The organism is Bacillus sp. MSP13, assembly GCF_000815295.1.
Lineage (GTDB): Bacteria > Bacillota > Bacilli > Bacillales > Bacillaceae > Bacillus > Bacillus vallismortis.
The window spans coordinates 138,412-163,940 of sequence record NZ_JXAQ01000002.1; the positions used below are offsets into that span (position 1 = coordinate 138,412).

A 25,529-nucleotide genomic window follows, 5' to 3' on the forward strand; every position below is an offset into this window, starting at 1 on the left:
TAAGAAAATGACCATTTTTCATAATGAGTCAGTTTTAGAATGGAGGCATCAGGATGAACACAATACGAAGTCAGTGGAAAGACATCGTAACGAGTAAAAAATTATTAATTCCCATCATTGCCATTTTGTTTGTCCCGCTTATTTACAGCGGTGTGTTCTTAAAGGCTTATTGGGACCCATACGGCACAGTTGACCAGCTCCCTGTCGTTGTCGTCAACCAAGACAAAGGGGCAACCTATGAAGGAGAAAAACTCCAAATCGGTGATGATCTGGTCGAAGAATTAAAGGACAATGACAACTTTGAATGGCATTTTTCCAGTGATCTCGACCAATCGTTAAAGGACTTATTAAATCAAAAATACTATTTGGTTGTCGAGATTCCCGAGGATTTCTCTAAGAATGCCAGCACGGTATTGGATAAAAATCCCAAAAAGCTGGATCTGAAATACCATACGAATGCCGGTTCGAACTATGTAGGGGCGACGATCGGTGAAAAAGCGATTGATAAACTAAAAGCCTCTGTTTCTAAAAAAGTGACCGAGCAATATACGAAAGTTATTTTTGATAACTTTAAAGATCTCGCAAAAGGATTGAGCGACGCGAGCAGCGGCGCGAAAAAAATTGATGACGGCACGAAGGATGCGAAAAACGGAAGCGCCCAGTTGAAAGAAAATCTGGAGAAGCTGAAGGAAAGCACCGCCACCATCAGTGATAAAACGGCGCAGCTTGCAGATGGAGCGGCACAGGTGACAAGCGGCATCCAATCGCTTGACAGCTCGCTTGGAAAATTCCAGGACAGCAGCAATACGATTTATGAAAACTCAGGGAAGCTTGCGGCAGGATCAGGCAAGATAACAGGCAAGCTGAATGAACTTAATACCGGCCTTCAGAAAGTACAGCAGGGATTGCCTAATCTGACAAACGGGCTGGATCAGCTCAACAGTAAAGTCCAAGAAGGTTCTGAGAAGGCAGCAAAAGCGGAAAAGATCATCAATGCGCTCGATTTAACGAAGCTTGAAACCGCAGTGAACAACCTGGAAAATTCAGAAACAGCGATGAAGGAATTCCATAAACAGCTGACCGACTTTGAAAACAGCTTGAAAAACCGTGATCAGGCATTTAAAAATCTCATCAACTCAAGCGATTTTTTAACAGCAGAACAGAAAAGCCAGCTTATCCATTCTGTTGAGAAACAGCTTCCTCAGGTGGATGCGCCTAATTTTGATCAAATCTTAAGCCAAATGCCTTCAGCTGATCAGCTGCCGGACATTTCAGCGATGAAAAGCTCTCTGGAAGATGTGAAAACGCAGGTGGCGCAGCTGAAAGCTATGCCGGAAGCTACATCTAAGCTATATAACGGCGCAAAAGCGACTCAAGATGCGATTGACAAATTAACTGAGGGAGCTGAGAAGATACACACGGCTTCACAGCAGCTGACAGATGGCCAAAATAAACTGACAGCCGGTATCGGTGAATATAATAAGCAGTTTGCAAAAGCAAAAGCGGGCTCAGAGCAATTGGTGACAGGAAGCAGCCAAGTATCCGGCGGCTTGCTGAAACTATTAGACGGCTCTAAACAAGTCCAAAACGGATCATCAAAACTCGCAGACGGATCTGAATCTCTTGATACAGGTTTAGGCAAGCTGTTGGACGGCACAGGAGAGCTGTCTAGTAAACTGAAGGACGCGGCAGATCAAACAGGTGATATCGATGCTGACGATCAAACATACGGCATGTTTGCTGATCCGGTTAAAACCGATGACAACGCCATTCATTCCGTTCCTAACTACGGTACAGGGCTGACACCTTATATTCTGTCAATGGGCTTGTATGTCGGCGGCATCATGCTCACGGTGGTCTTCCCGCTGAAGGAAGCGTCAGGACGTCCGAGAAACGGCTTTGAGTGGTTCTTCAGCAAATTTAATGTCATGATGCTCGTTGGAATCATTCAATCGGTCATTGTGGCGACGGTTCTTTTGCTCGGAATCGGCCTCGAGGTTGAGAGCGCGTGGAGATTTTACGTGTTTACGATGATTACGAGTCTCGCATTCCTGGCAATGATTCAATTTTTGGCCACAACGATGGGCAATCCGGGGCGATTTATCGCAGTCATTATTTTAGTGCTGCAGCTGGGAGCGAGCGGAGGAACCTTCCCGTTAGAATTGCTTCCGAATTTCTATCAAGTCATTCACGGCGTATTGCCGATGACTTACAGCATTAACGGATTCAGAGCAGTCATTTCAAACGGGGATTTTGGCTACATGTGGCAGATGGCCGGCGTCTTAATCGGCATCGCCCTCGTTATGATTTTGCTGAGCATTACTTATTTTGTCATGTTAAGCCGGAAGGAAGAAACGTCAGAAGAACAGCCGGCTTCATAATGAAAAAGAACTTGTTTCCTCGAAACAAGTTCTTTTTTATTACATGCCCCATTTGACAAGTAATCCTGTATAGGTTAATCCGCCGCCAAATCCAAACAGCATCACGGTTTGATCTTTTTTCAGCTTCCCGGCTTTCACTGCGAGATCAAGTGCCAAAACAATTGAAACAGAAGACGTGTTTCCGAAATATTCGACACTGGTGAGTGTTTTTTCGATCGGGAACGGTGTTTTTTCACAAATTGATTCGATCATGCGCAAGTTGGCGCTGTGAGGGACAAACCAATCCAGCTCGCCGCTTGTCAGACCTGCCTGCTGCAAAAGGCGTTCAAATTCGCGGGGGACGGTTCTCACTGCCCATTTATACACTTCACGGCCATTTTGGACCATTTTTCCGGATTCGGCAAGGGGAACTCCATTCAGTTCATTCCGCAACCCGGCACGATACAAAATATCTCCGCCGTTCCCGCTTGTTCCTTGGACAGATGCAAGAAACCCAGGCGTTTCTTCATCTCGCTCAACTAACAGCGCACCCGCCGCGTCGCCAAACAGTACGCATGTCGTTCGATCGGTATAATCTGTTACTTTTGATAGTGTTTCTCCGGCGATGACAAGAATTTTTTGATGAAGGCCGGATGTGATCAATCCATTAGCCAAATGAAGGCCGTATGTCAGCCCTGCGCACGTCGCATTAATATCCAGAGCGCCTGTGTGTTCCCAGCCGAAATATTCCTGCACGCGGCATGCCGTACTCGGAAAGGCGTAATCGGATGTTGTGGTGGCAACGAGAATCATATCGACATCATCAAGTGTCCCTCCATAACGGCTCTTGAGATTCTTCACCGCTTCGATGCATAAATCTGAGGTGAACTGCTGTTCATCTGCTATCCGGCGTTCTCTCATTCCTGTGCGCTGCACAATCCATTCATCAGATGTATCAACGATCTTTTCTAAATCAGCATTGGTTAAGCGCCTGCTCGGCGCATAGGTGCCGATAGCTGTAATGTTTGCTTTTGACATATGAATCACTCCTTGTGATCAGATTATAACACTAGATATTAGTATCTGGTACTAAAAAGGAGGATTTTCCGTAAAAAAAGAGAAAAAAGTGAAATAGAGAATCTATAAATAAGAAAAAGGAGGCTGAACAATGGTCAGTCAAGATGCAGTAATCTTTATGGCAGTATCGGGGGCTATTGCGTTTTTGTTGCCGATCGGACTGATCGTATGGTTTAAGCGTCAGTACGGCTCCTCGCTAAAGGTGTTTTTTATCGGCGCCCTCACGTTTTTTGTTTTTGCTCAGCTGTTGGAGGGCGGCGTTCATGTTTATGTGCTGCAAGTGAATGAAGTGACAAAAGAAGCTATGCGAAACCCATTGTGGTATGGCATTTACGGCTGCTTGATGGCCGGAATCTTTGAGGAATGCGGAAGGTATATCATGATGCGTTTTTTGATGAAACGCCATTATTTTTGGGCGGATGGACTGGCTTTCGGAGCAGGCCATGGCGGGCTTGAGGCCATCCTGATAACAGGCTTGTCCTCTATCTCACTTATTGTCTATGCAGTTGCGATCAATAGCGGAACATTTGAACAGCTTTTCATCAATGATGATATCAAGCAGGCGCTTCTGCCGATTCAGGAACAGCTGCTGCATACGCCTTCGTATGAATGGCTGCTGGGCGGAATAGAAAGAATCAGTGCGATTGCTGTCCAAATCGGGTTGTCCCTGGTTGTCCTGTATGCGGTTAAAAGCCGCCAGCCGCAGTTTTTGCTGTTTTCTATCCTTTTCCATGCGCTCTTTAATGTACCGGCGGTTTTATACCAAAAAAGAATCATCGAACATGCCGCTGCTGTTGAAATCATTATTGCTCTTATAGCTGCCGTATCAGTCTATTGGATTGTGAAAGCAAAAAGGCTGTTTCAATAAAAAGTCCAAGCAGCAGCAAAGCCCGCTTGGAAAAATGCAGATAGAAATATACCTGAAGCATGGGTTAACAGAATATTTCTGATTCAGTCTTTACCAATGGCAGCAACAGTGTCTGTGTTTTTTACAAGAGAAACAATCGTGTTTCTTTTTCTTCTTCTCGCAAGGGTCATGGCATTCTTTCTTTTTCTTGCAAGGGTCGTGGAAATCTTTATCGAACCACTCGTCAAAGAACCAAAACGCATCAAACCAATCGTGACAATGATGTTTCCGTTCATGTGAATGACGACAGCACATAGATATCCCTCCTATTCCCATGCTCTCTACAGCATATGAGAGATTGATAGGAAAAGATTGGACGGGTCCCTCGGGAAAAGAGTATATTTTAAATAGGAATCTAAAAGGAGGAATGCCCGATGACGTCCGTACGTAAAACGATGGAGCTCATTAAAGAACTTGTATCAATTCCAAGTCCCACAGGAAATACATATGAGGTGATCAATTATATTGAAACCCTTTTAAAAGAATGGAAGGTAGAAACGGTTCGGAATCATAAGGGCGGCTTAATTGCCACCCTTCCAGGCCGCGACACATCCCGGCACCGCATGCTGACGGCGCACGTTGACACGCTCGGCGCTATGGTGAAAGAAATTAAAGCTGACGGCCGGCTGACAATCGATTTGATCGGCGGTTTCCGCTACAACTCGATTGAGGGGGAGTATTGCCAAATTGAGACCGCCTCGGGAAAAACGTATACAGGCACCATTTTAATGCATCAAACGTCGGTACACGTTTACAAGGATGCAGGAAAAGCTGAACGGAATCAAGAGAATATGGAGATCCGCCTGGATGAGCCTGTTCACTGCCGGAAAGATACAGAAGAGCTCGGCATTGGCGTGGGAGATTTTGTGTCGTTTGATCCCCGCGTCGAGATCACATCAAGCGGATTTATTAAATCGCGCCACTTGGATGACAAAGCAAGCGTTGCTTTATTGCTGCGCTTAATCCATCACATTCAAACAGAAGACATTGAGCTTCCGTATACAACTCATTTTCTGATTTCAAATAATGAAGAAATCGGGTACGGGGGCAACTCGAATATTCCTCCTGAAACAGTCGAATATTTGGCGGTCGACATGGGGGCTATCGGTGACGGACAGGCGACAGATGAATATACAGTATCCATCTGTGTGAAGGATGCGAGCGGGCCGTACCATTATCAGCTGAGAAAGCATTTAGTCCATTTAGCCGAGAAGCATCATATCGACTATAAGCTTGATATTTATCCATACTATGGGTCGGATGCGTCAGCGGCGATTAAATCCGGGCATGATATTGTACATGGCCTGATCGGGCCGGGAATTGACGCCTCGCATGCGTTTGAACGCACTCATCAATCATCTCTTCGCCATACGGCCAAGCTTCTGTATTACTATGTACAGTCAGAAATGGTGTAAGGGGGAGGGCGAATGAAGATTTGTGAGCTGAAAAGCACATTTGGCTGGGACGGTGATGAAGGCTTGGGGGAACAGCTGATTCAGCAAATCCTAGCCGGCGAAAAAACAGCCACGTGCGCGCCGAAATCATTATATTCCAAAGATGAATTGAGTGAAGTGTATCTAACAGCGGGGCAGCTTGTGACCGTTTGTGATAAGGATGGTAATCCGAGATGCAATATAAAAGTGACAGATGTATTTGAAACGACCTTTGGAGCGCCTGATATGAGGGTAGTCAAAGGAGAGGGAAATGAAGATCGAATTGAGGAGTTTCAGGAAGACCATCTGATGGCATGGGCGGAGCTGATCCAAAACGGTGAACTAGAGCTGAATGAGGATACCGTTTTGTTGACAGAGCTGTTTGAGCTTGTTCATGATTAAAAAAGCCTGCGGGGCACGAACCCCGCAGGCTTTTCATTAACCGGAAATGGTTGCGTTTTGATCTGTTTTTGCTTGGGACATGACGGTTTCTGCTTTCGCAGGATTAAACATGCCTTCCCATTTAGACATCACAACGGCAGCTAGTGCGTTACCAGTCAGGTTGACAACTGTGCGTGCCATGTCCATGATCCGGTCTACGCCGGCAATAAAGGCAAGTCCTTCAGCCGGAACGCCGATCGTGCCAAGTGTCGCCAGCAAGACGACAAAAGAAGTACCGGGCACGGCAGCCATCCCTTTAGATGTGACCATTAGGACGAGGACAAGCGTAATTTGGTGCCAAATCGTCAAATCAATACCGTATACCTGTGCCAAAAACAGCGCGGCAATCGATTGATAGAGAACGGAACCGTCTAAGTTAAACGTATATCCGATTGGAATGACAAATGACACAATGCCTTTCGGGCAGCCGATTTTCTCCATTTTTTCCATGATGCGCGGAAGAACGGTTTCAGAGCTGGACGTACTGAACGCCAGTAAGATTTCGTCCTTCATGTAAGCAAGGAATTTGAAAATGTTGATGCCGGCAATTTTTGCGACAATCCCAAACACGACAATTAAGAAGAAAGCAAGTGCGACATACACCAATCCGACAAGCTTTCCGAGAGAAAGAAGGGAACCGAGCCCGAATTTAGACACAGTCACTCCGATAAGCGCGAAAACACCGAATGGAGCCACTTTCATCACGAGATTTACAACGTGGAACATGGCATGGGATACACCTTCAAAAAAGGCTAATACAGGCTTTCCTCTTTCGCCGATCGCGGAAATACCCAATGCAAATAGCACCGTAAAGCAAATGATGGCAAGAAGATCTCCTTCAACCAAGGATTGGAAGAAGTTTGTCGGTACAATATGTAAGAACGTTTCAGCTACTGTTTTATTACTTTGCTCTTTTTCAGTTTCGACATATTGACTGATGTCTGATTTTTGAGCTTCGTGTATATTAACTCCTGTACCCGGGTGGAAGATGTTTGCAAGTGCGAGTCCGAGAATGATGGCAAAAGTCGTAATGATTTCGAAGTACAGAATCGTTCTGAAGCCTAATTTACCAACTTGCTTTCCATTTCCTGCTCCGGCTACACCGATGATTAAGCTAGAGACAACAATAGGAATCACTATCATTTTGATTAATCGTAAAAAGAGATCCCCGACTGGCTGCAGGTAAGTAGGCAATGCTGGGTTGCCGTACCAAATAACGCCTGCAATGACACCTAGAATAAGTCCAACGAATATTTGTGTGGCTAATCCAAACTTCATTCTTTTCATAGATTACCTCCCAAAAAACAAAGTATCAACATATATCATGAATTGACATATATTTAATCTCACTATTAGATCAAATTATAATAGATAGGAAATGAATTCGTCTATAGTAAATTATATTTAGAAAATAAATAATATTGTAAACTGGGACTGAAATCACCATAATTCTCTAAAAACAGGTGATCTTTGACCTAAACTGACTATTATCTCGATATAAAGAATTATGAATTAAAAGAAAATCCCGCGCGTGCTGCGCGGGATTTTCGCTTCATGATAAATCGTTAACTTTTATACAGTCATTGCAAGTATTGCCATAACACTCATGCTGCTCTTCTATTTTTTTTCCGCATTCCGCGCACTTTTTCGAAGGCAGGTTTCTAAAAAAATCTGTGATTTTCCCAAGCATAACCAATCCCTCTTTCCTCTTTGTAGTGATTTCATTGTAATATAACAGATTCAAAAAATCAATAACTGTTTTGATACAATGTTTAAAACATGCTTTTTTAAAGAAAAATGGGTATATTGAAGGAGGATCAATTTTTTAGAGAAAAGAGGAGGACATGATGAAAGTTACAGTTATCGGATGCTATGGCGGTTTTCCGGCCGTCAATGAAGCGACGTCGGGCTATTTGTTTCAGTCAGGTGATTACTCTTTGCTTGTTGATTGCGGCAGTGCCGTATTATCGAAGCTGTTTAACTATGTGCCGGCTGAAAAGCTGGATGCGGTGATTCTGTCTCATTACCACCATGACCATATCGCAGACATCGGGCCGCTGCAATTTGCCAAGCAGGTCGGTTCGTTTCTCGGCAAAGGCGAGCATAGGCTCCCGATTTACGGACATGATGCTGATATAGAACAGTTTCAAAAGCTTACATATAAAACACATACGAAAGGGATCGCCTATCAGCCAAACCAGCCGCTGACTGCCGGTCCGTTTACGATCACCTTTTTAAAAACGATTCACCCGGTGACGTGCTATGCCATGCGCATTACTGACGGCAGCCATACTGTCGTTTATACCGCTGATTCCAGCTACCAGGATTCATTTATCCCATTTTCGGAAAATGCCGATTTATTGATCTCTGAATGTAATTTTTATGCTGATCAAGATGGGACAAGCGCAGGCCATATGAACAGCCTGGAAGCCGGGCGAATTGCAAAAGAAGCGGGGGCGCGAGAACTGCTGTTGACGCATTTGCCTCATTTCGGCGTTCATGACAATCTTCGCAAAGAAACGAAAACCGTTTTTAACGGCGAAGTGAATATTGCGACATCAGGTTTTGTGTGGGAAGGATAAAGGAGGAGCACCATGTTATTTATCGACAATCAAAATATGAATGATCCGCAGATCAACCTTGCTATCGAGGAGTACTGTGTAAAGCATTTAGACCCTGAACAACAGTATTTGCTTTTTTATGTGAATCAGCCGTCTATTATCATTGGGAAAAACCAAAATACAATCGAGGAAATCAATACAAAATACGTAGAGGAAAACGGGATTACCGTTGTCCGCCGTTTATCAGGCGGGGGCGCTGTTTATCATGATCTGGGGAATTTAAACTTCAGCTTTATTACAAAGGACGACGGAAACAGCTTTCATAACTTCAAAAAGTTCACTGAGCCGGTGATCCAGGCATTGCATCAGCTTGGGGTTGAAGCGGAATTGAGCGGCCGCAACGACATTGTAGTGGATGGCCGGAAAATATCCGGAAACGCCCAGTTTTCGACAAAAGGACGTATTTTCAGCCACGGCACCCTCATGTTTGATTCAGCCATTGATCATGTTGTGTCAGCATTAAAGGTGAAAAAGGATAAAATTGAATCAAAAGGCATCAAATCGATCAGAAGCCGCGTGGCAAACATCAGTGAGTTTCTTCATGAGAAAATGACCACCGAGGAATTCCGCAGTCATTTGCTTCGGTATATTTTTAATACAAATGACATCCAAAATGTGCCGGAGTATAAGCTGACGGAAAAAGATTGGGAGGTCATTCATCAAATTTCGAAAGAGCGTTATCAGAATTGGGATTGGAACTACGGCCGCTCGCCGAAATTTAACCTTAATCATTCAAAACGTTATCCGATCGGGTCGATTGATTTGCGCTTGGAAGTCAAGAAAGGCAAAATTGAGGACTGCAAAATCTTCGGAGACTTCTTCGGTGTCGGTGATGTATCTGAAATCGAAAACCTGCTGGTCGGAAAACAATATGAACGCAGCGTCATTGCTGATGTGCTGGAAGATGTGAATCTCAAGCATTACTTTGGGAACATTACGAAAGAGGATTTCCTTGATCTGATTTATTAAGGCCAAACACATTGTTTGAAAGAGCGGTTGTGCTTTTGAAATAATGGTGGCAGGAGGGATTCACATGAAAGTGTTGTTAATCGGAGCGAACGGACAAATCGGACAAAGACTCGTTTCTTTATTCCGAGACAATCCTGATTATTCTGTCAGAGCGATGGTCAGAAAAGAAGAACAGAAAGCGTCTCTTGAAGCTGCCGGTGCAGAAGCTGTGCTTGCGAATCTGGAAGGCAGCCCGGAAGAAATCGCCGCCGCGGCGAAAGGCTGCGACGCGATTATTTTCACAGCGGGTTCCGGCGGCAGCACAGGCTATGATAAAACGCTGCTGGTGGATCTGGACGGAGCGGCAAAAGCCATTGAAGCTGCGGATATCGCGGGCATCAAGCGGTTTATCATGGTTAGCGCCCTGCAAGCCCACAACCGTGAAAATTGGAATGAATCACTTAAACCTTATTATGCGGCCAAGCATTATGCTGATAAAATTTTGGAAGCAAGCGGTTTAACCTATACGATTATCCGTCCGGGAGGCCTTCGAAATGAGCCTGGAACGGAAACTGTTTCAGCCGCCGCCGATTTGGAGCGGGGATACATTTCTCGTGAGGACGTGGCGAAAACAGTCATTGCCTCTTTAGATGAAACCAATACGGAAAATCGGGCCTTTGATCTGACAGAAGGAGATACGCCGATTGCCGAAGCATTAAAGAAACTATAACAGTACTGACACTCGGGGCTTTTTGCTCTTGAGTGTTTTTTTCTGTTTCTCTATAATGAAGGGGAAAGCTTATCTTCAATAATGAATGACTATTCATTCACTTTAAGGGGTGGGAGAATGAATCTCGTTTCGAAATTGGAAGAGACAGCATCTAAGAAGCCCGACAGCATCGCATGCAGGTTTAAGGATCGTATGATGACGTATCAGGAGCTGAATGAAAGCGTTCAGCGATTTGCGGACGGCCTTCAGGAAGCCGGTATGGAGAAAGGAGACCACCTTGCTTTGCTGCTTGGCAATTCACCGGATTTTGTCATCTCGTTTTTTGGTGCGTTAAAGGCCGGGATCGTGGCCGTGCCTATCAATCCGATGTATACGCCGACAGAAATCGGTTATATGCTGACAAATGGCGATGTAAAAGCGATCGTGGGTGTAGCTCAGCTTTTGCCGCTGTATGAAAGCATGCATGAATCACTGCCTAAGGTGGAGCTCGTTATTTTATGCCAAACGGGAGAGTCAGAGCCGGAAGCTTCAGACCCAGAGGTCAGAATGAAAATGACAACGTTTGCAAAAATAGCGCGTCCGACATTTGCCGCTAGACAAAGCCCGAAGCTGGTCCCTGATGATACCGCGGTTATTTTATACACGTCAGGAACAACCGGAAAACCAAAAGGCGCGATGCTGACCCATCAGAATTTGTACAGCAATGCCAACGATGTCGCCGGCTATTTGGGAATGGATGAGAAGGACAATGTCGTCTGCGCTCTTCCGATGTTCCACGTGTTTTGTTTAACGGTCTGCATGAATGCCCCGCTGATGAGCGGCGCAACAGTCCTGATTGAACCTCAATTCAGTCCGGCATCTGTATTTCAGCTTGTGAAAGAGAGGCAGGCGACCATTTTTGCCGGTGTGCCTACGATGTATAATTACTTGTTTCAGCATGAAAACGGCAAAACAGATGATTTTACTTCCATCCGGCTGTGCATTTCGGGAGGGGCTGCCATGCCAGTCGCGCTGCTGACGGCGTTTGAAGAAAAATTCGGCGTGACTATTTTGGAAGGCTACGGGCTCTCGGAAGCCTCACCCGTCACATGCTTTAACCCTTTTGACAGAGGCAGAAAGCCGGGCTCCATCGGGACAAGTATCTTACATGTCCAAAACAAGGTCGTAGATCCGCTCGGGCGCGAGCTGCCCGAGCACGAGGTCGGCGAATTGATCGTAAAAGGCCCCAATGTGATGAAGGGCTATTATAAAATGCCGATGGAAACAAAGCATGCGTTAAAAGACGGGTGGCTTTATACGGGGGATTTGGCGAGACGGGATGAGGACGGCTATTTTTACATCGTTGACCGGAAAAAAGATATGATCATTGTCGGAGGATATAACGTGTATCCTCGTGAGGTGGAGGAAGTGCTGTACCGCCACCCTGATGTCAAGGAGGCGGTTGTCATCGGGGTGCCGGATCCTCAAAGCGGAGAAGCGGTAAAGGGGTATATTGTACCGAAACGTTCTGGCGTAACAGAAGCGGACATCATGCAGCACTGTGAAACACATCTGGCAAAATATAAACGGCCTGCCGCCATAACGTTTCTTGACGACATTCCGAAAAACGCGACGGGGAAAATGCTCAGGCGGGCGCTAAGAGACATTTTGCCCCAATAATACGAAAAAGCGAAGCGGCGAAGCTTCGCTTTTTCATTTTCAATCCTTTGCTTCTTTTTTCACAATGTTCAGCAGCGCCTTTGTGTCTCTTTTGCTTAATTTGTAGTATGTGCCATCCTTCAAATAAACGGCTTGCTGGCTGCCGTCAACCCATAGTCTGAATGAGTCGTACCGGTCTTTATGAAACTTGATTGTCCCTTCGTAATCAGGGGTTGATGTCTTTTCTGTCTTCAGCTGTTTTCCCTGATTCATAATGTCGAGCATATCTTTGACGTTCTGCCTTTTTTCGATTTCGATATCTTCCCGGCCGCTTGAAGAGAGCGTGATCAAATCCGCGTCTACAGATTGATACACATCGCCTGACCGGCTGTAAAGATAGAAAAATGTGAGAAACACAAGGCCGATAACCACGATGGCTGCCACGATTTTTTTCATTTGCATCACTCCAAACACTATTTTTCCCATTGATTGGGCTTTCCATGCTTAAAAGGGAGGAAAAGTACGGCATACAGCTTGGTTCTAAGAATTTAAATTTATGATTACAATAGAAGTAACCGGTTGATGTGAGGAGTGAGGCGTTATGCGCAAGTGGATTGCGGCGGCAGGGCTTGCTTACGTGCTGTACGGACTGTTTTTTTATTGGTATTTTTTCCTGTCCGGTGATGCCGCAGTGCCGGAGGCCGTGAAAGGGACGCAGGCTGATCCGGCTTCTTTCATGAAGCCGTCTGAATTGGCAGTGGCCGAGCAGTATTCGAATGTAAAACATTTTTTGTTTTTTATCGGGATTCCTCTTGATTGGTTTCTGTTCTTTGTATTGCTGGTCAGCGGCGCTTCAAAGAAAATCAAAGGATGGATGGAAGCCGCCGTGCCTTTTCGTTTTTTGCAGATCATTGGTTTTGTGTTTGTGCTTTCGCTGATCACAACGTTGGTGACGCTGCCTTTAGATTGGATCGGCTATCAAGTATCACTTGACTATGACATTTCCACGCAGACAGCGGCCAGCTGGGCTAAGGATCAGGTCATAGACTTTTGGATCAGCTTTCCGATCTTTACACTTTGCGTTCTCGCTTTTTATTGGCTGATTAAAAGGCATGAAAAAAAATGGTGGTTATATGCTTGGCTGTTAACTGTGCCGTTTTCGCTGTTTCTGTTTTTTATTCAGCCGGTCATGATCGATCCTTTATATAATGATTTTTATCCGCTGAAAAACAAAGAGCTTGAAAGCAAGATTTTAGAGCTGGCAGAGGAAGCCGAGATTCCGGCTGATCATGTATATGAAGTGAATATGTCTGAAAAAACAAATGCGCTTAATGCCTATGTCACAGGAATCGGAGCCAACAAACGGATTGTATTGTGGGATACGACACTGAACAAGCTTGATGATTCAGAAATTCTCTTTATTATGGGTCACGAAATGGGCCATTATGTCATGAAGCACGTCTATATCGGACTGGCTGGCTATTTGCTCGTGTCGCTCGCTGGATTTTATGTCATTGATAAGCTTTATAAGCGGATGGTCCGTTTAACCCGCAGCATGTTTCATGTAGAGGGACGGCATGACCTTGCAGCGCTGCCGCTGTTATTGCTTTTGGTGTCTGTGTTGAGCTTTGCGGTCACGCCTTTTTCTCATGCGGTCTCACGTTATCAAGAAAATCAGGCTGACCGGTATGGGATCGAGCTGACGGAGAACAGGGAAGCCGCTGTCAAAACGTTTCAGGATTTGGCCGTGACGGGACTGAGCCAGGTTGATCCTCCGGTGCTTGTGAAAATCTTCAGAGGCAGCCATCCTTCAATCATGGAACGGATTCAACACGCGGAAAAAGAAGAGAATGAGAGAGAAGCGGATCATGACAAATAAAAAGAAGCAGGTATGGAGGAACCTGCTTCTTTTTGATATTATTGTGCAGCTGCTTGGACATTGATTAACCCTTTTCCATAATAGAAAGAGCTTCCAAGGTATGTTGTAGTGCTCTCTAAACGATTACGGACTTGCGTGTTTGTCCAAGTCGGGTGTTTAGAAAGAATTAACGCGGCTGCTCCGGCAACGTGAGGAGTCGCCATTGATGTTCCGTTGTAAGACCCGTAAGTGCCTCCAGGAAGTGTGCTTTGGATGGACACGCCAGGAGCCATCACATCAAGCTCAGGACCTACGCTTGAGAATGAACCTCTTTGGTTGCTGCTGTTTACCGCACCTACCGCAATGGTAGATGGATATTTTGCAGGATAGCCGATTGTGCTTGCGCTTCCGGAAGTGCCTTCATTTCCGGCTGCAGCAACAACGACGATGCCGCTGGCTACGGCTCTATCAACGACTGATTTCAGCGCTGTAGAACCAGATGGTCCGCCAAGGCTCATGTTGATCACGTCCATTTTGTTGGAAATAGCCCACTCAATGCCGTTAATAATCCAGCTGTATTGGCCGTTTCCTGTTGAATCAAGAACTTTTACTGCATATAACGATGCGTTTGGCGCTACGCCCAAAACACCGATTGAGTTATTAAGCGCGGCAACCGTACCGGCTACATGTGTGCCGTGAGAACTGCCATCTTGGTATGGGTTTGTTTCAGAAGGTACGAAGCTTGCTCCGCCTCTGACGTTTAAGTCAGGATGAGAAGAGTCAATTCCGCTGTCAATTACGGCTACTTTTATGTTAGAACCTGTGTAGCCTTGAGAGTGAAGAGCCGGCGCTTTAATTTGAGAAATGCCGTAAGGGACAGATTGCGCATATTGATGTGCAATATGGTCTTCTTCCACATATGCAACGCTCGGATCTTGTTTCAATTCTTTTACTGCTTTTGCATCCAATGTTGCTGCTGCTGCGTTAACATACTTAAACTGCTTTTGGACTTTTCCGCCTTTCTCAGAAATAACATCCTTTTTCTTGGCGGAACTCATGACACTCATTGTCTGTTTAAATCCGACAATGTACTTCTTTTCTGTACTGCTTTTTCCGGCAGCCTGCGCAGACATGTTGCTGAATGCCATCGTGAAGATTAACGTGAACGCAAACAACAAGCTGATCCACAATTTTTTGTTTCTCACTCTTTACCCTCTCCTTTTGTAAAATTCAGACTAGACTTATTTAAAAGACTATTCTGTAAATTTATTGTAATAGATGGAATCATATTTTAGTAGACCTATTTTTTTGCGATGATTTTATCTCTATTTAGGTATATCATCTCTCTCCATATCTATAGAGTCTCGAAATAACTAATTTCTTACAGAAAAGAACGAAAATAGACATGAGTAAATGTTCATTATGCTGAAATGCTATGCTTTTTCAGTTAAATGCTCCTGAGTCTTTGCAAATTCCTGTCGGAAAAATTCGTTCGTATGACCTGCATATCTTTTTGGAAGATCAATGGATATTATCGTGATATTTTTTCGGTATGCTGATAAAAGTATTCTGAAAAATGAACTTTGCAGAAAATTCTACTAAAGATAGAATGAAACGATTATAGAGAGGAAGAAAGAAATGAGATGAACATTCGCCAAGCAAAGACATCAGGTGCAGCAGCCATTGCGCCGCTGTTTAACAAGTACCGGGAATTTTATAAACAGGTGTCCGATCTGAAAGGAGCAGAGGCTTTTTTGAAAGCGCGTCTGGAAAATGACGAGTCTATTATTTTGAAGCAGAAGAAAATGGAGAATTGAATTCATAGGCTTTACCCAGCTCTAGCCAACGTTTTCTTCTGTGGCTATGAAAAACATGTACATAGTAAATGACTTATTCGTCGCTCCCCATGAGGGGACAAAGGGAGCCGGCGGGCAGCTGCTGTCTGCCGCAAAGGATTTTGCTGCGGAAAACGGGGCAAACCGTTTATCGCTTCAGACGGAACGCCACAACCGGACGGCAAGGAGTTGATATGAGCAAAAGGGCTATGAAGAGGAAATGGCATTTGTCCATTATCACCTCAATGTGCCGGCGAAATGAAAATGGAAGACTGATGATTTGGTTTTTTGAACGTTCTTCGGTTACGATATAAACGAAAAGGAGTGTGCCGAATGTCAACGTTATTTCAAGCATTGATGGCAGAGAAACATGACAATGATGTTTCAGTCCATGTGAAAACCATGTCAACAGAGGATTTGCCGAAAGACGGTGTCCTGATTAAAGTTGCTTATTCCGGCATCAATTATAAAGATGGTCTGGCCGGAAAAGCAGGCGGCAATATCGTCAGAGAGTATCCGCTTATCTTGGGCATTGACGCAGCGGGTACAGTGGTCTCTTCCAATGATCCGCGTTTTGCCGAGGGGGATGAAGTAATTGCGACAAGCTATGAGCTCGGTGTCTCCCGCGATGGCGGATTAAGTGAATATGCTTCAGTTCCTGGTGACTGGCTTGTGCCTTTACCCCGGAATCTGTCATTGAAAGAAGCGATGGTGAACGGAACAGCGGGATTTACTGCGGCGTTATCGGTGCATCGGCTTGAACAGAACGGCCTGTCTCCGGAAAAAGGGAGCGTGCTAGTCACAGGGGCAACCGGCGGTGTCGGCGGAATTGCTATATCGATGCTGAACAAGCGGGGCTATGATGTGGCGGCAAGCACCGGAAACCGGGAGGCGGCTGATTATTTGAAGAAGCTCGGGGCAAGCGAAGTGATCAGCAGGGAAGATGTCTATGACGGAACGCTTAAGGCGCTGTCCAAGCAGCAATGGCAGGGAGCGGTTGATCCTGTCGGCGGGAAACAGCTTGCCTCGCTTTTAAGCAAAATCCAATATGGCGGATCTGTTGCAGTCAGCGGCTTAACGGGCGGGGGAGAAGTTCCTGCAACGGTGTATCCATTTATTCTTCGCGGGGTCAGCCTGCTCGGAATCGATTCAGTGTACTGCCCGATGGATGTCAGAGCCGCTGTGTGGGAGCGTATGTCTTCTGACCTAAAACCTGATCAGCTGCTGACCATTGTGGATAGGGAAGTATCGTTGGAAGAAGCGCCGGCTGCGCTGCATGATATTTTGCAAAACCGCATTCAAGGAAGAATCATTGTAAAGCTTTAACTGAATCAGCTTGCAGAGAAAGCTAGACTATTCTGCAAGCTTTTTTGTGTACATGATGTTCATCTGGTGTACTGCCGTTGATTTTCATCTCTTCCTATGATCGTCCTGCTACATGACAGTGAACATGGAAGCTGAACGTTCTCTCCTCAATGTAAAAAAGTTAGTGATAATGATTCTCATTGCGTGCTATACTATTTCTTGGATATCTTATTCTTAGAAACTACATACAGGAGAGACTTGACCATATGAAAAGAGCACTGATTATGCTTACAGTTTTGCTTCTATTTGTTTTAACGGCGGCCTGCTCGTCTTCAAGCGGTAATCAAAACAGCAAAGAACATAACGTGGCGGTAACACACGATTTAGGAAAGACAAATGTGCCAGAGCATCCGAAGCGGGTTGTTGTACTTGAGCTTGGTTTTATCGACACGCTTCTTGATCTTGGCATAACACCTGTCGGGGTGGCGGATGACAATAAAGCGAAGCAGTTGATGAACGAGGAAGTCCTGAAGAATATAGAAGGCTACACATCTGTCGGCACTCGTTCACAGCCAAGCATGGAAAAAATCGCTTCATTAAAACCCGATCTCATTATTGCCGACACGACCCGTCATAAGAAGGTATACGACCAGCTGAAAAAAATAGCGCCGACGATCGCGCTTGACAATTTAAACGCTGATTACCAAGATACCATTGATGTTTCACTTACGATTGCAAAAGCGGTCGGCAAGGAGAAGGCAATGGAGAAAAAGCTGACGGTGCATGAGGAAAAACTGAATGAGACAAAACGGGAAATCAGTGCTAAAGGCGAGACCGTGCTTTTAATTGGAAATACGAACGATACGATTATGGCCAGAGATGAAAATTTCTTTACATCCAGACTTTTAACACAGGTCGGTTATCAATATGCGATCAGCACGTCAGATAACAACGAATCTAGCAACGGCGGCGATTCAGTGAATATGAAAATGACACTTGAGCAGCTGCTGAAAACAGATCCGGATGTCATCATTCTGATGACAGGAAAAACAGATGACATTGACGCAGACGGCAAACGCCCGATCGAAAAGAATGTGCTTTGGAAGAAGCTGAAGGCAGTGAAAAACGGCCATGTGTACCACGTGGACCGCGCCGTGTGGTCTTTGCGCCGCAGTGTAGAAGGAGCGGATGCCATTTTGGATGAGCTTCAGCAAGAGATGCGATAAAAGGAAAAGACAGGCGCCGGCCTGTCTTTTTCTTATTTGATAAAGCTGGATAAGTGGCTGTTGATGTTATAGTCTTTAATCCGCCATTTCTCTTCTGCGAATTCAATGTTGCTGAGGCAGGCGTTGACGAGGCGCGTGCTCCGCAGCTCCGGATCACCGCCGGATATTTCCGTCAGAAGTGCGTGAATCGCTGCGCCGTGCGCGACGATTAACACCTTTTGGTTTGGATACGCGTGATTGACTTTGACCAAACCGCCCATCAGCCTGTCAGTGAGTTCTTCTACTGTTTCCATATTCGGATAGATGTTGTCCGGAAAGCGCCTTTTCCGTTCTTCCAGCAGCATGCCCTCTGCGTCGCCGTAATCGCGCTCTTTCAAATCATCCATTTCGACAATCGGAAGATGCAGATATTCATTAATGATTTCGGCGGTTCTTTTCGCTCTTTTCAGCGGGCTCGTCACGATGACATCCCACGAAAAATCCTTCACATATTCTCCGGTTTCTTTTGCCTGGCGTTCACCTGTCGCATTCAGCGGGATATCGGTTTTGCCTTGGCATTTTTGCTGCAGGTTCCAATCGGTTTCTCCATGTCTTACTAAGCAAACGGCTGTCATAAAATCCCCTTCCTGACTTTGGTCATATCGCTATTATACTAAATCAAAAGCGCTCATCCTATGAAAAAGCCTATGCCATCATGATACATCATAAAGCAAGACCGATTCCGCTGCGATGGCCGCAGCGGCAGACAATGATGAGGTTTATAGAAAAAAACCGGCTGCGCGGCAGACCGGTTTTGATATTTATTCTTCTGTCAGAATAACAAGCGAATCAACAGAGGCGGCCACGTGAGAAACGGCGCGGCTGACTTCCTGAAGCCCTCCGAGGAAGGCCTGCAAATCGATGTCGATTTTGCCTGATTGCTCTTTGCTGACTTTCATGCTGTGGACGATTTCATCGAATAAGCGGTTAATTTGCGTCATTTTTTCTTTGCTCTCGCTGACCAGCCCATTCACGTCTTTGATATGCTTTGAGACGATGTTGATCTGTGTATTCGTATTGTTCACGAGCTCAGACACGGTCGAGACGGTTTTTTTCGTGTCCTCAGAAAGTTTCCGCACCTCATTGGCCACTACGGCGAAGCCTTTGCCGTGTTCACCGGCGCGGGCGGATTCAATCGAAGCATTGAGCGAGAGAAGGTTTGTTTGTTCAGCAATGCCTGTGACGATGCCGAAGATTTTTTCAATTTGCTGTGCGATTTCATCGAGCTTCACCATTTCTTTTTCGATTTGGACAAGGCTCGTGTCAATTTTGTTCATCTGTTTCTGCTGGGTTTCAAGCTCTTGTTTCCCGCCGATCGACTTTTCTTCAACGGTGCTGGATGTCACTGTACCTGCTTTGGATGCTTCAGAAATGCCTTCAGATTTATCCACAAGCTCTTGAACAGATCTGCTCGTTTCTGAAAACAGATTTGCAATCGATCCAGAGGTTTCTTGAATTTTTTGATGCAGAAGGTTTGTCTTTTCCTCTTGTTCATCTCGGGTTTGGTTATACTCGCTTTGAAACGCTTCAAGAACAAGCTGTTGTTCCAAGTTCAAGATTTTGGTTGTCGCTTTAATCGCTTTCAGCAGTTCTTGGTGGTTTGTAATAGACGCTTCGTAAATGTTAATCATTGACAGAAGCAATTCTTGAAAGGCGCCCATATACCATTTCGGCTGAAGGCCGATTCTTAAATGAATGGAGGCGATTCGGTTTCGCTTTTCAATGAATTCATCATCGATAACGCCTGCAAACATTTCCTGAATATGCCGTTTTAGCGTTTGTTTTAAGCGGTCAACTGAGCTGTGGTCTTGAATGATGTCCATTAAAGAGCTTTCGTGGTCAAGGTTTTTATAAAACGCATCGACGATGTATACGATGTTTTCTTGGATTAATGGCTGAAGCTGCTCTAAAACATAAAGCTCGGCATCTCCTAATCTGACCATGTTGAGCTGTTTTTTGACATCCGCATGTTTGTTTGTGAGCTGAACGCGGTTTTTTTGCTGTCCGTTTGACTCAGAAAAATAAGCTGCTTCTTGTTTTCTCTCTTTTTTAAATAACAATACAATGATCCCCCTTGGGAAAAATATAATTTTCATTTTTTGGCTTTTTAAGCCTTTTTCTTTTTTATCGGCCAAGAGAAACATGAATGAAGATGAAAATGAAAAATATTTAAAAAACCGTTCACTAAAATGAACGGTTTAATCAAGGTCTATTTGTTTTAATGGTTTGATGGCTGGACCTTCAACAATTTCTCCTGTTGGCTTAAAGCGCGATCCGTGGCACGGACAATCCCATGTATGCTCGCCGTCGTTCCACTCGACCTCACAGCCTAAATGGGTGCACGTCGTATCGACGAGATGGAGGCAGCCTGTTTCATCTCGGAATGCCCCTGCGCGTCTGCCGTTGATGGTGACGGCTTTTCCTTCACCCGGCGCGATCTCTTCAAACTGGACGTCAGGCTTTTCGAGCTTTCCTTTAATGAAATGCTTGGCGACATCGGCATTATAAGAGATCACTTTCTGCAGTCCGGGATTCAGGTGGAAACGGGACGGCGTGAAAATGCTTTCGTATGGATTGTCTTTTTTCTCCACAAGGTCTGACAATAGAGTGGCCGCGACACCCGATGACGTCATGCCCCATTTTTTGAACCCGGTCGCTACAAGAATATTGTCCTCATGTTCCGACATCGGCCCGATAAACGGTATTTTGTCGATTGTCACAAGATCCTGGGTGGACCAATAATAAGGGATGCTTTCGGTGCCGATCGTGCTTTCAGCCGCTTTTCTCAGTGATTCGTAATGTGCTGACATGTCTTTTCCCTGGCCGGTTTTATGGCCTTCTCCGCTGAAGAGAATCAGTTTTTCTCCGTTTACAAGGGTATAGCGGAGCGCCACTGACGGCTGATCGAGACTCAAATACATGCCCTCGGGATAGTCGATCTTCGGCTTGATGGCGAGGACATAGGATCTGTCAGCGTACATTCTCGCAGAATATAATCCGCCTCCGTCATAAAAAGGGAAGTGGGAGCAGCATATGACAAAGCGGCTCTTAATGGCGTGCCGGCTTTTGGTTATCACTTCAGGCCTTTCGCCTTTTTTGACATCAAGCGCAACGGTTTCTTCATAGATCCGTCCGCCTTTTTGAACGATCTGCTCCAGAAGCGCTTTTAAGTATTGCAGCGGATGAAATTGGGCTTGATTCTTCATGACAAGCGCCAGCTTAGAACCTAAAGGAATCGGAAGGTCCTTGATAAGGTCTCTTTCAATGCCAAGCTTTGTGTACGCCTCATGTTCAGTGCGGATTTTTTTCACAGCGTTTTCTTTTGCTGTGTAAAGATATGCATCTTGTTCAGTCCATTCGCAATCAATTTGATGTTCATCCACAATGCCTTTTATGTAATCTATTGCGTTTTGATTGGCTTCATAATAAAGCCTTGCATGATTCAATCCGAAATTGCGGATAAACTCATCATATATCATGTCATGCTGGGCGGTAATTTTAGCTGTTGTATGGGCAGTGGTGCCGTTGAGAACCTGATTGGCTTCAATCAATACGACACGGAAGCCTCTCTTCGTGAGTTCATACGCCGTTGTGATTCCCGTAATCCCGCCTCCGATAATAGTGACGTCACATTCCGTATCCTCTTGAAGCGCCGGAAAAGAAGGCAGGTCAGTTGATGTTTTCCAGTATGTTTCAGGTGCTTCTTTTGCAAAATATGGATTAGACAAGCCATGATACCTCCAATCTGATTTATTCTTAATTTTTCCATATTATCTCTTTTCATACATAGGAAGCAGGCATTGTTCATAACATAATAGGGTTGAAAAGGAGTGATTTCATTGGCGAATCAAAAAAAGAAAACATTGCCGCCTCAGCACCAGAACCAGCAGCCGGGTTTAGAATATCTTATGGATCCGCGTCCGGTTTTTGATAAGCCGAAGAAAGCGAGAAAATTAGAGGGCAAAACCGCTATCATAACCGGAGGAGACAGCGGAATCGGACGCGCTGTATCGGTGTTATTCGCAAAAGAAGGGGCTAATGTAGTCATTGTATATTTGAATGAGCACCAGGACGCCGAGGAGACAAAGCAGTATGTTGAAAAGGAAGGGGTAAAATGCCTGCTGATTGCGGGAGATATCGGGGATGAAGCGTTTTGCAATGATGTTGTCATGCAGGTAAGCCAAGCGTTTCCATCGATTGATATATTGGTCAACAATGCAGCTGAGCAGCATGTCCAGCCCGGCATTGAAAAAATCACTAGCCACCAGCTGGTCAGAACCTTCCAAACGAACATTTTCTCTATGTTTTACTTAACAAAGGCGGTGCTGCCTCATTTGAAAAAGGGAAGTTCTATCATTAATACCGCTTCAATTACCGCTTATAAAGGCAATAAAAAGCTAATCGATTATTCAGCGACTAAAGGCGCGATCGTTACCTTTACAAGGTCCCTTTCCCAGTCGCTTGTTCAGCAGGGCATACGAGTCAATGCAGTAGCGCCGGGCCCTATTTGGACACCGCTTATCCCCGCCAGCTTTTCCGCAAAGGAAGTGGAAGTGTTTGGTTCAGACGTGCCGATGGAACGCCCGGGACAGCCGGTGGAAGTGGCGCCAAGCTATTTATACCTTGCCAGTGACGATTCCACCTATGTCACGGGACAGACGATTCACGTCAATGGCGGAACAATTGTGAATGGGTAATAAAAAGCCAATCCTGTGAGGATTGGCTTATTCGCTCTGCTTGAGCGCTGCATATTCTTTAGAGAGCGTAAGAAACGCATCTTTATCTTTTTCGTCCAAGGCTTTGTTGATTTGGTCCGTCAGCATAGCCAGCCGACGCTTATATAAGGATTCATCAAGCACCATTTGAATATAGACATCCGCCATTGTGACATCAAATTCTTTTGTTTTTTGCGTGTTGCGGGACTTCATGAGCTCAGTGTACGATTTTTTCTCTTTCATAAAGAATCCCCCCAATGCCTTTTTTATAGTATATGGATAACGGTCGAAAAAATCAATAAATTTTTATAATTTTTAGACAACTAATGCTTGGCAATCTATCGACATATCCTGCAAAATGCCGTCAATCGGTTGATCTTACACATGTAAAACCGGTTTATTACTAGTTACTTAGTACTAATAAATATCATTAAAAGATGATTTTAGCTTATTTGGTAAAAAAACCTGTCGTTTTATAAAAACAGATGATAGATTATTAGTATAAATTTTGCAGAAAAAGGATGGAGGCCATAATATGAGTCAGAAAACAGACGCACCTTTAGAATCGTATGAAGTGAATGGCGCAACAATTGCTGTGCTGCCAGAAGAAGTCGACGGCAAAATCTGTTCCAAAATTATTGAAAAAGACTGCGTGTTTTACGTCAGCATGAAACCGCTGCAAATTGTCGACAGAAGTTGCCGGTTTTTTGGATCAAGCTATGCGGGAAGAAAAGCTGGAACTTATGAAGTAACAAAAATTTCACACAAACCGCCGATCATGGTGGACCCTTCGAACCAAATCTTTTTATTCCCTACACTTTCTTCGACAAGACCCCAATGCGGCTGGATTTCCCATGTGCATGTGAAAGAATTCAAACCGACTGAATTCGACGATACGGAAGTGACGTTTTCTAACGGGAAAACGATGGAGCTGCCGATCTCCTGTAATTCGTTCGAGAACCAGGTATACCGGACAGCATGGCTCAGAACCAAATTCCAAGACAGAGTCGAACACCGCGTGCCGAAACGGCAGGAATTTATGCTGTACCCGAAGGAAGAGCGGACGAAGATGATTTATGATTTTATTTTGCGTGAGTTGGGGGAGCGGTATTAGAAAATAGAAAAGAGCTGGCCGATAAGGGCAGCTCCTTCTCTCCTGCTTTAGGCTGTCGGAATTCCTCCGGTGATGCCATATACCTGGGAGGTCACATAGCTTGCATTCTCTGAAGCTAAGAATACATAAACATCGGCCAATTCCACTGGCTGCCCAGCGCGATTTAATGGGGATGGGGGCGTCCCTTGGCCAAATTTCGGAATGTTTTCCGTCGGCTGTCCGCCGGAAATTTGCAGCGGCGTCCAAATTGGGCCAGGCGCTACTGAATTCACTCTGATGCCCCTTGAAGCCAGCTGTTTTCCCAGGCCGACTGTAAAGCCGATAATGGCGTTTTTCGTTGCTGCGTAATCCAACAGCATCGGGCTCGGGTTGTAGCCCTCAACTGAGGTGGTCGTAATAATGGATGCGCCCTCCGGCAACAACGGAAGCGCCGCTTTTACAACCCAGTAAAGGGAAAAGACGTTCACTTCAAATGTTTTATACATTTGTTCAGTAGGCAGATCTTCGATGTTTTCGACGGCTTGCTGTTTGCCGGCAACCAGCGCTAACACATCCAGGCCGCCGAGTTCCTGATGCGCCTGTTTGACTAAATCCTGGCAGAAGGATTCGTCGCTCAAGTCTCCGGAAATCAGCACTGCTTTTCGGCCTTCTGCTTCTATCAATTCTTTCACCTTTTCAGCATCAGGCTGTTCCGCGGGTAAATAGTTAATGGCCACATCGGCGCCTTCCCGGGCATATGCAATCGCGGCAGCCCGGCCGATACCGGAATCGCCGCCGGTGACAAGCGCTTTTCTTCCGGTTAGTTTACCCGATCCTTTGTAGCTTTTTTCTCCGCAATCAGGCACGGGCTTCATGTTCTGCTGCAGGCCGGGCGGCTCTTGATATTGTTCAGGGAATTCATCATGAAAAAATGCTGTTGAAGGATTGCTAAGATTTGAATCAGACATCATCAACACTCCTTTTTTTGTTTGGTGTACATTCGTATGTGTACCCCTGAGCATTTTCAGAAAAACATGTTTTGGCAGTTTGACGTGAAAGGCTTGAAAAAACAAGCCCTTCTTCCATTCATGTGGCGGAAGCCAAAACAAAGGTGAAGGTCTATAAGAATTGCAAGGAGTTAAACAAAGTATACAAAGGCGGGGTGGCCCGCTCGTCGAAGGTGAAAAATAAAGGCGGAAAAACGTAGTACAAGCCTTACGTCTCTAAGGCGCTTTATGATGCCAATAAAAAGAAAGACCGCGACAAAGATTATATCGCCTGCGAACGTTAAACAAGCAAAAGC

General features: G+C 45.2%; 23 protein-coding genes and 3 pseudogenes. 15 read left to right on the plus strand and 11 right to left on the minus strand.

The annotated features are described in order from the left end of the window. Window positions 1-53 precede the first annotated feature (53 nt). Window positions 54-2,381 carry a YhgE/Pip family protein gene (locus tag SC79_RS00815; RefSeq protein WP_039073452.1) on the plus strand — a complete coding sequence of 776 codons (2,328 nt, stop codon included), beginning with the start codon at window positions 54-56 and terminating at the stop codon, window positions 2,379-2,381. 39 nt (window positions 2,382-2,420) lie between these two features. Here the strand turns inward: SC79_RS00815 and fabHB are convergent, their stop codons facing one another. Beyond that, the gene (gene fabHB, locus SC79_RS00820; protein ID WP_039073453.1) at window positions 2,421-3,398 is read right to left on the minus strand and encodes a beta-ketoacyl-ACP synthase III FabHB; all 978 of its coding nucleotides are present in this window, start codon (window positions 3,396-3,398) and stop codon (window positions 2,421-2,423) included. Window positions 3,399-3,528: 130 nt separating this feature from the next. Between fabHB and SC79_RS00825 the strand changes: the two genes are divergently transcribed. From SC79_RS00825 to SC79_RS00840, 3 genes are all read left to right on the plus strand, one after another. After that, window positions 3,529-4,305 (plus strand): YhfC family intramembrane metalloprotease, encoded by a 777-nt coding sequence (locus SC79_RS00825; RefSeq protein WP_039073454.1) that lies wholly within the window; start codon window positions 3,529-3,531, stop codon window positions 4,303-4,305. A gap of 413 nt (window positions 4,306-4,718) precedes the next feature. Then, the gene (locus SC79_RS00835) at window positions 4,719-5,759 is read left to right on the plus strand and encodes a M42 family metallopeptidase (protein ID WP_039073456.1); all 1,041 of its coding nucleotides are present in this window, start codon (window positions 4,719-4,721) and stop codon (window positions 5,757-5,759) included. Between the two features lie 12 nt (window positions 5,760-5,771). After that, entirely contained in the window at window positions 5,772-6,179 is a 408-nt protein-coding gene (locus SC79_RS00840; protein ID WP_039073457.1) for an ASCH domain-containing protein, read from the plus strand. Between the two features lie 36 nt (window positions 6,180-6,215). On the opposite strand, the gene gltT is transcribed toward SC79_RS00840, so the two are convergent. Both gltT and yhfH read right to left on the minus strand, forming a co-directional pair. Further along, the gene (gltT, locus tag SC79_RS00845; protein ID WP_010329271.1) at window positions 6,216-7,505 is read right to left on the minus strand and encodes a glutamate/proton symporter GltT; all 1,290 of its coding nucleotides are present in this window, start codon (window positions 7,503-7,505) and stop codon (window positions 6,216-6,218) included. 265 nt (window positions 7,506-7,770) lie between these two features. Further along, window positions 7,771-7,908 carry a protein YhfH gene (yhfH, locus tag SC79_RS19670; RefSeq protein WP_010329272.1) on the minus strand — a complete coding sequence of 46 codons (138 nt, stop codon included), beginning with the start codon at window positions 7,906-7,908 and terminating at the stop codon, window positions 7,771-7,773. 157 nt (window positions 7,909-8,065) lie between these two features. Here yhfH and SC79_RS00850 point away from each other — a divergent pair, with 157 nt between their 5' ends. The 4 genes from SC79_RS00850 (at window position 8,066) to SC79_RS00865 (ending at window position 12,176) form a co-directional block, all read left to right on the plus strand. Beyond that, the gene (locus SC79_RS00850; RefSeq protein WP_039073458.1) at window positions 8,066-8,800 is read left to right on the plus strand and encodes an MBL fold metallo-hydrolase; all 735 of its coding nucleotides are present in this window, start codon (window positions 8,066-8,068) and stop codon (window positions 8,798-8,800) included. 12 nt (window positions 8,801-8,812) lie between these two features. Continuing rightward, window positions 8,813-9,808 carry a lipoate--protein ligase LplJ gene (lplJ, locus tag SC79_RS00855; RefSeq protein ID WP_010329274.1) on the plus strand — a complete coding sequence of 332 codons (996 nt, stop codon included), beginning with the start codon at window positions 8,813-8,815 and terminating at the stop codon, window positions 9,806-9,808. A gap of 64 nt (window positions 9,809-9,872) precedes the next feature. Next, window positions 9,873-10,517, plus strand: coding sequence for an SDR family oxidoreductase (locus SC79_RS00860; RefSeq protein ID WP_039073459.1), 645 nt, complete (start codon window positions 9,873-9,875; stop codon window positions 10,515-10,517). A gap of 117 nt (window positions 10,518-10,634) precedes the next feature. Continuing rightward, window positions 10,635-12,176, plus strand: coding sequence for a fatty acid--CoA ligase family protein (locus tag SC79_RS00865; protein ID WP_039073460.1), 1,542 nt, complete (start codon window positions 10,635-10,637; stop codon window positions 12,174-12,176). A 39-nt stretch (window positions 12,177-12,215) separates the two neighbouring features. Here the strand turns inward: SC79_RS00865 and SC79_RS00870 are convergent, their stop codons facing one another. After that, a complete protein-coding gene (locus SC79_RS00870; RefSeq protein ID WP_039073461.1) occupies window positions 12,216-12,611 on the minus strand; it encodes a hypothetical protein in 396 nt (131 codons plus the stop codon). Window positions 12,612-12,756: 145 nt separating this feature from the next. Here SC79_RS00870 and SC79_RS00875 point away from each other — a divergent pair, with 145 nt between their 5' ends. Continuing rightward, window positions 12,757-14,034 carry a M48 family metallopeptidase gene (locus SC79_RS00875; protein ID WP_039073462.1) on the plus strand — a complete coding sequence of 426 codons (1,278 nt, stop codon included), beginning with the start codon at window positions 12,757-12,759 and terminating at the stop codon, window positions 14,032-14,034. Window positions 14,035-14,072: 38 nt separating this feature from the next. Here SC79_RS00875 and SC79_RS00880 read toward each other — a convergent pair whose 3' ends face one another. After that, window positions 14,073-15,218: a S8 family peptidase gene (locus SC79_RS00880; RefSeq protein WP_039073463.1), complete on the minus strand. Its 1,146-nt coding sequence runs from the start codon at window positions 15,216-15,218 to the stop codon at window positions 14,073-14,075. A gap of 438 nt (window positions 15,219-15,656) precedes the next feature. Here SC79_RS00880 and SC79_RS00885 point away from each other — a divergent pair. The 3 genes and pseudogenes from SC79_RS00885 (at window position 15,657) to SC79_RS00895 (ending at window position 18,379) form a co-directional block, all read left to right on the plus strand. Continuing rightward, a pseudogene (locus SC79_RS00885) lies at window positions 15,657-16,110 on the plus strand (GNAT family N-acetyltransferase). Window positions 16,111-16,181: 71 nt separating this feature from the next. Next, on the plus strand, window positions 16,182-17,174 hold the full coding sequence (locus tag SC79_RS00890; RefSeq protein ID WP_039073464.1) for an NADPH:quinone oxidoreductase family protein: 993 nt from the start codon (window positions 16,182-16,184) through the stop codon (window positions 17,172-17,174). Window positions 17,175-17,419: 245 nt separating this feature from the next. After that, window positions 17,420-18,379 (plus strand): ABC transporter substrate-binding protein, encoded by a 960-nt coding sequence (locus SC79_RS00895; protein WP_039073465.1) that lies wholly within the window; start codon window positions 17,420-17,422, stop codon window positions 18,377-18,379. Between the two features lie 32 nt (window positions 18,380-18,411). Here the strand turns inward: SC79_RS00895 and SC79_RS00900 are convergent, their stop codons facing one another. The 4 genes and pseudogenes from SC79_RS00900 to SC79_RS00910 form a co-directional block, all read right to left on the minus strand. Further along, window positions 18,412-18,993, minus strand: coding sequence for a histidine phosphatase family protein (locus tag SC79_RS00900; RefSeq protein ID WP_039073466.1), 582 nt, complete (start codon window positions 18,991-18,993; stop codon window positions 18,412-18,414). Window positions 18,994-19,179: 186 nt separating this feature from the next. Next, window positions 19,180-19,695: a methyl-accepting chemotaxis protein gene (locus SC79_RS21625; protein WP_371807362.1), complete on the minus strand. Its 516-nt coding sequence runs from the start codon at window positions 19,693-19,695 to the stop codon at window positions 19,180-19,182. Between the two features lie 240 nt (window positions 19,696-19,935). Then, window positions 19,936-20,562: pseudogene (locus SC79_RS21630) on the minus strand (protoglobin domain-containing protein); the annotation flags it as partial. A gap of 54 nt (window positions 20,563-20,616) precedes the next feature. Then, complete coding sequence (locus SC79_RS00910) at window positions 20,617-22,146, minus strand: FAD-dependent oxidoreductase (protein ID WP_039073468.1); 1,530 nt, start codon at window positions 22,144-22,146, stop codon at window positions 20,617-20,619. Between the two features lie 111 nt (window positions 22,147-22,257). Between SC79_RS00910 and SC79_RS00915 the strand changes: the two genes are divergently transcribed. Beyond that, on the plus strand, window positions 22,258-23,115 hold the full coding sequence (locus tag SC79_RS00915; RefSeq protein ID WP_039073469.1) for an SDR family oxidoreductase: 858 nt from the start codon (window positions 22,258-22,260) through the stop codon (window positions 23,113-23,115). 27 nt (window positions 23,116-23,142) lie between these two features. On the opposite strand, the gene SC79_RS00920 is transcribed toward SC79_RS00915, so the two are convergent. Continuing rightward, on the minus strand, window positions 23,143-23,376 hold the full coding sequence (locus tag SC79_RS00920) for an IDEAL domain-containing protein (RefSeq protein ID WP_039073470.1): 234 nt from the start codon (window positions 23,374-23,376) through the stop codon (window positions 23,143-23,145). Window positions 23,377-23,668: 292 nt separating this feature from the next. On the opposite strand from SC79_RS00920, the gene comK reads away from it, so the two are divergent. Continuing rightward, the gene (gene comK, locus SC79_RS00925) at window positions 23,669-24,247 is read left to right on the plus strand and encodes a competence transcription factor ComK (RefSeq protein WP_010329287.1); all 579 of its coding nucleotides are present in this window, start codon (window positions 23,669-23,671) and stop codon (window positions 24,245-24,247) included. A 47-nt stretch (window positions 24,248-24,294) separates the two neighbouring features. Here the strand turns inward: comK and SC79_RS00930 are convergent, their stop codons facing one another. Further along, the gene (locus SC79_RS00930) at window positions 24,295-25,194 is read right to left on the minus strand and encodes an SDR family oxidoreductase (protein ID WP_039073540.1); all 900 of its coding nucleotides are present in this window, start codon (window positions 25,192-25,194) and stop codon (window positions 24,295-24,297) included. A gap of 116 nt (window positions 25,195-25,310) precedes the next feature. Here SC79_RS00930 and SC79_RS19675 point away from each other — a divergent pair. Continuing rightward, window positions 25,311-25,517 (plus strand): annotated as a pseudogene (locus SC79_RS19675) (excalibur calcium-binding domain-containing protein). Window positions 25,518-25,529 lie beyond the last annotated feature (12 nt).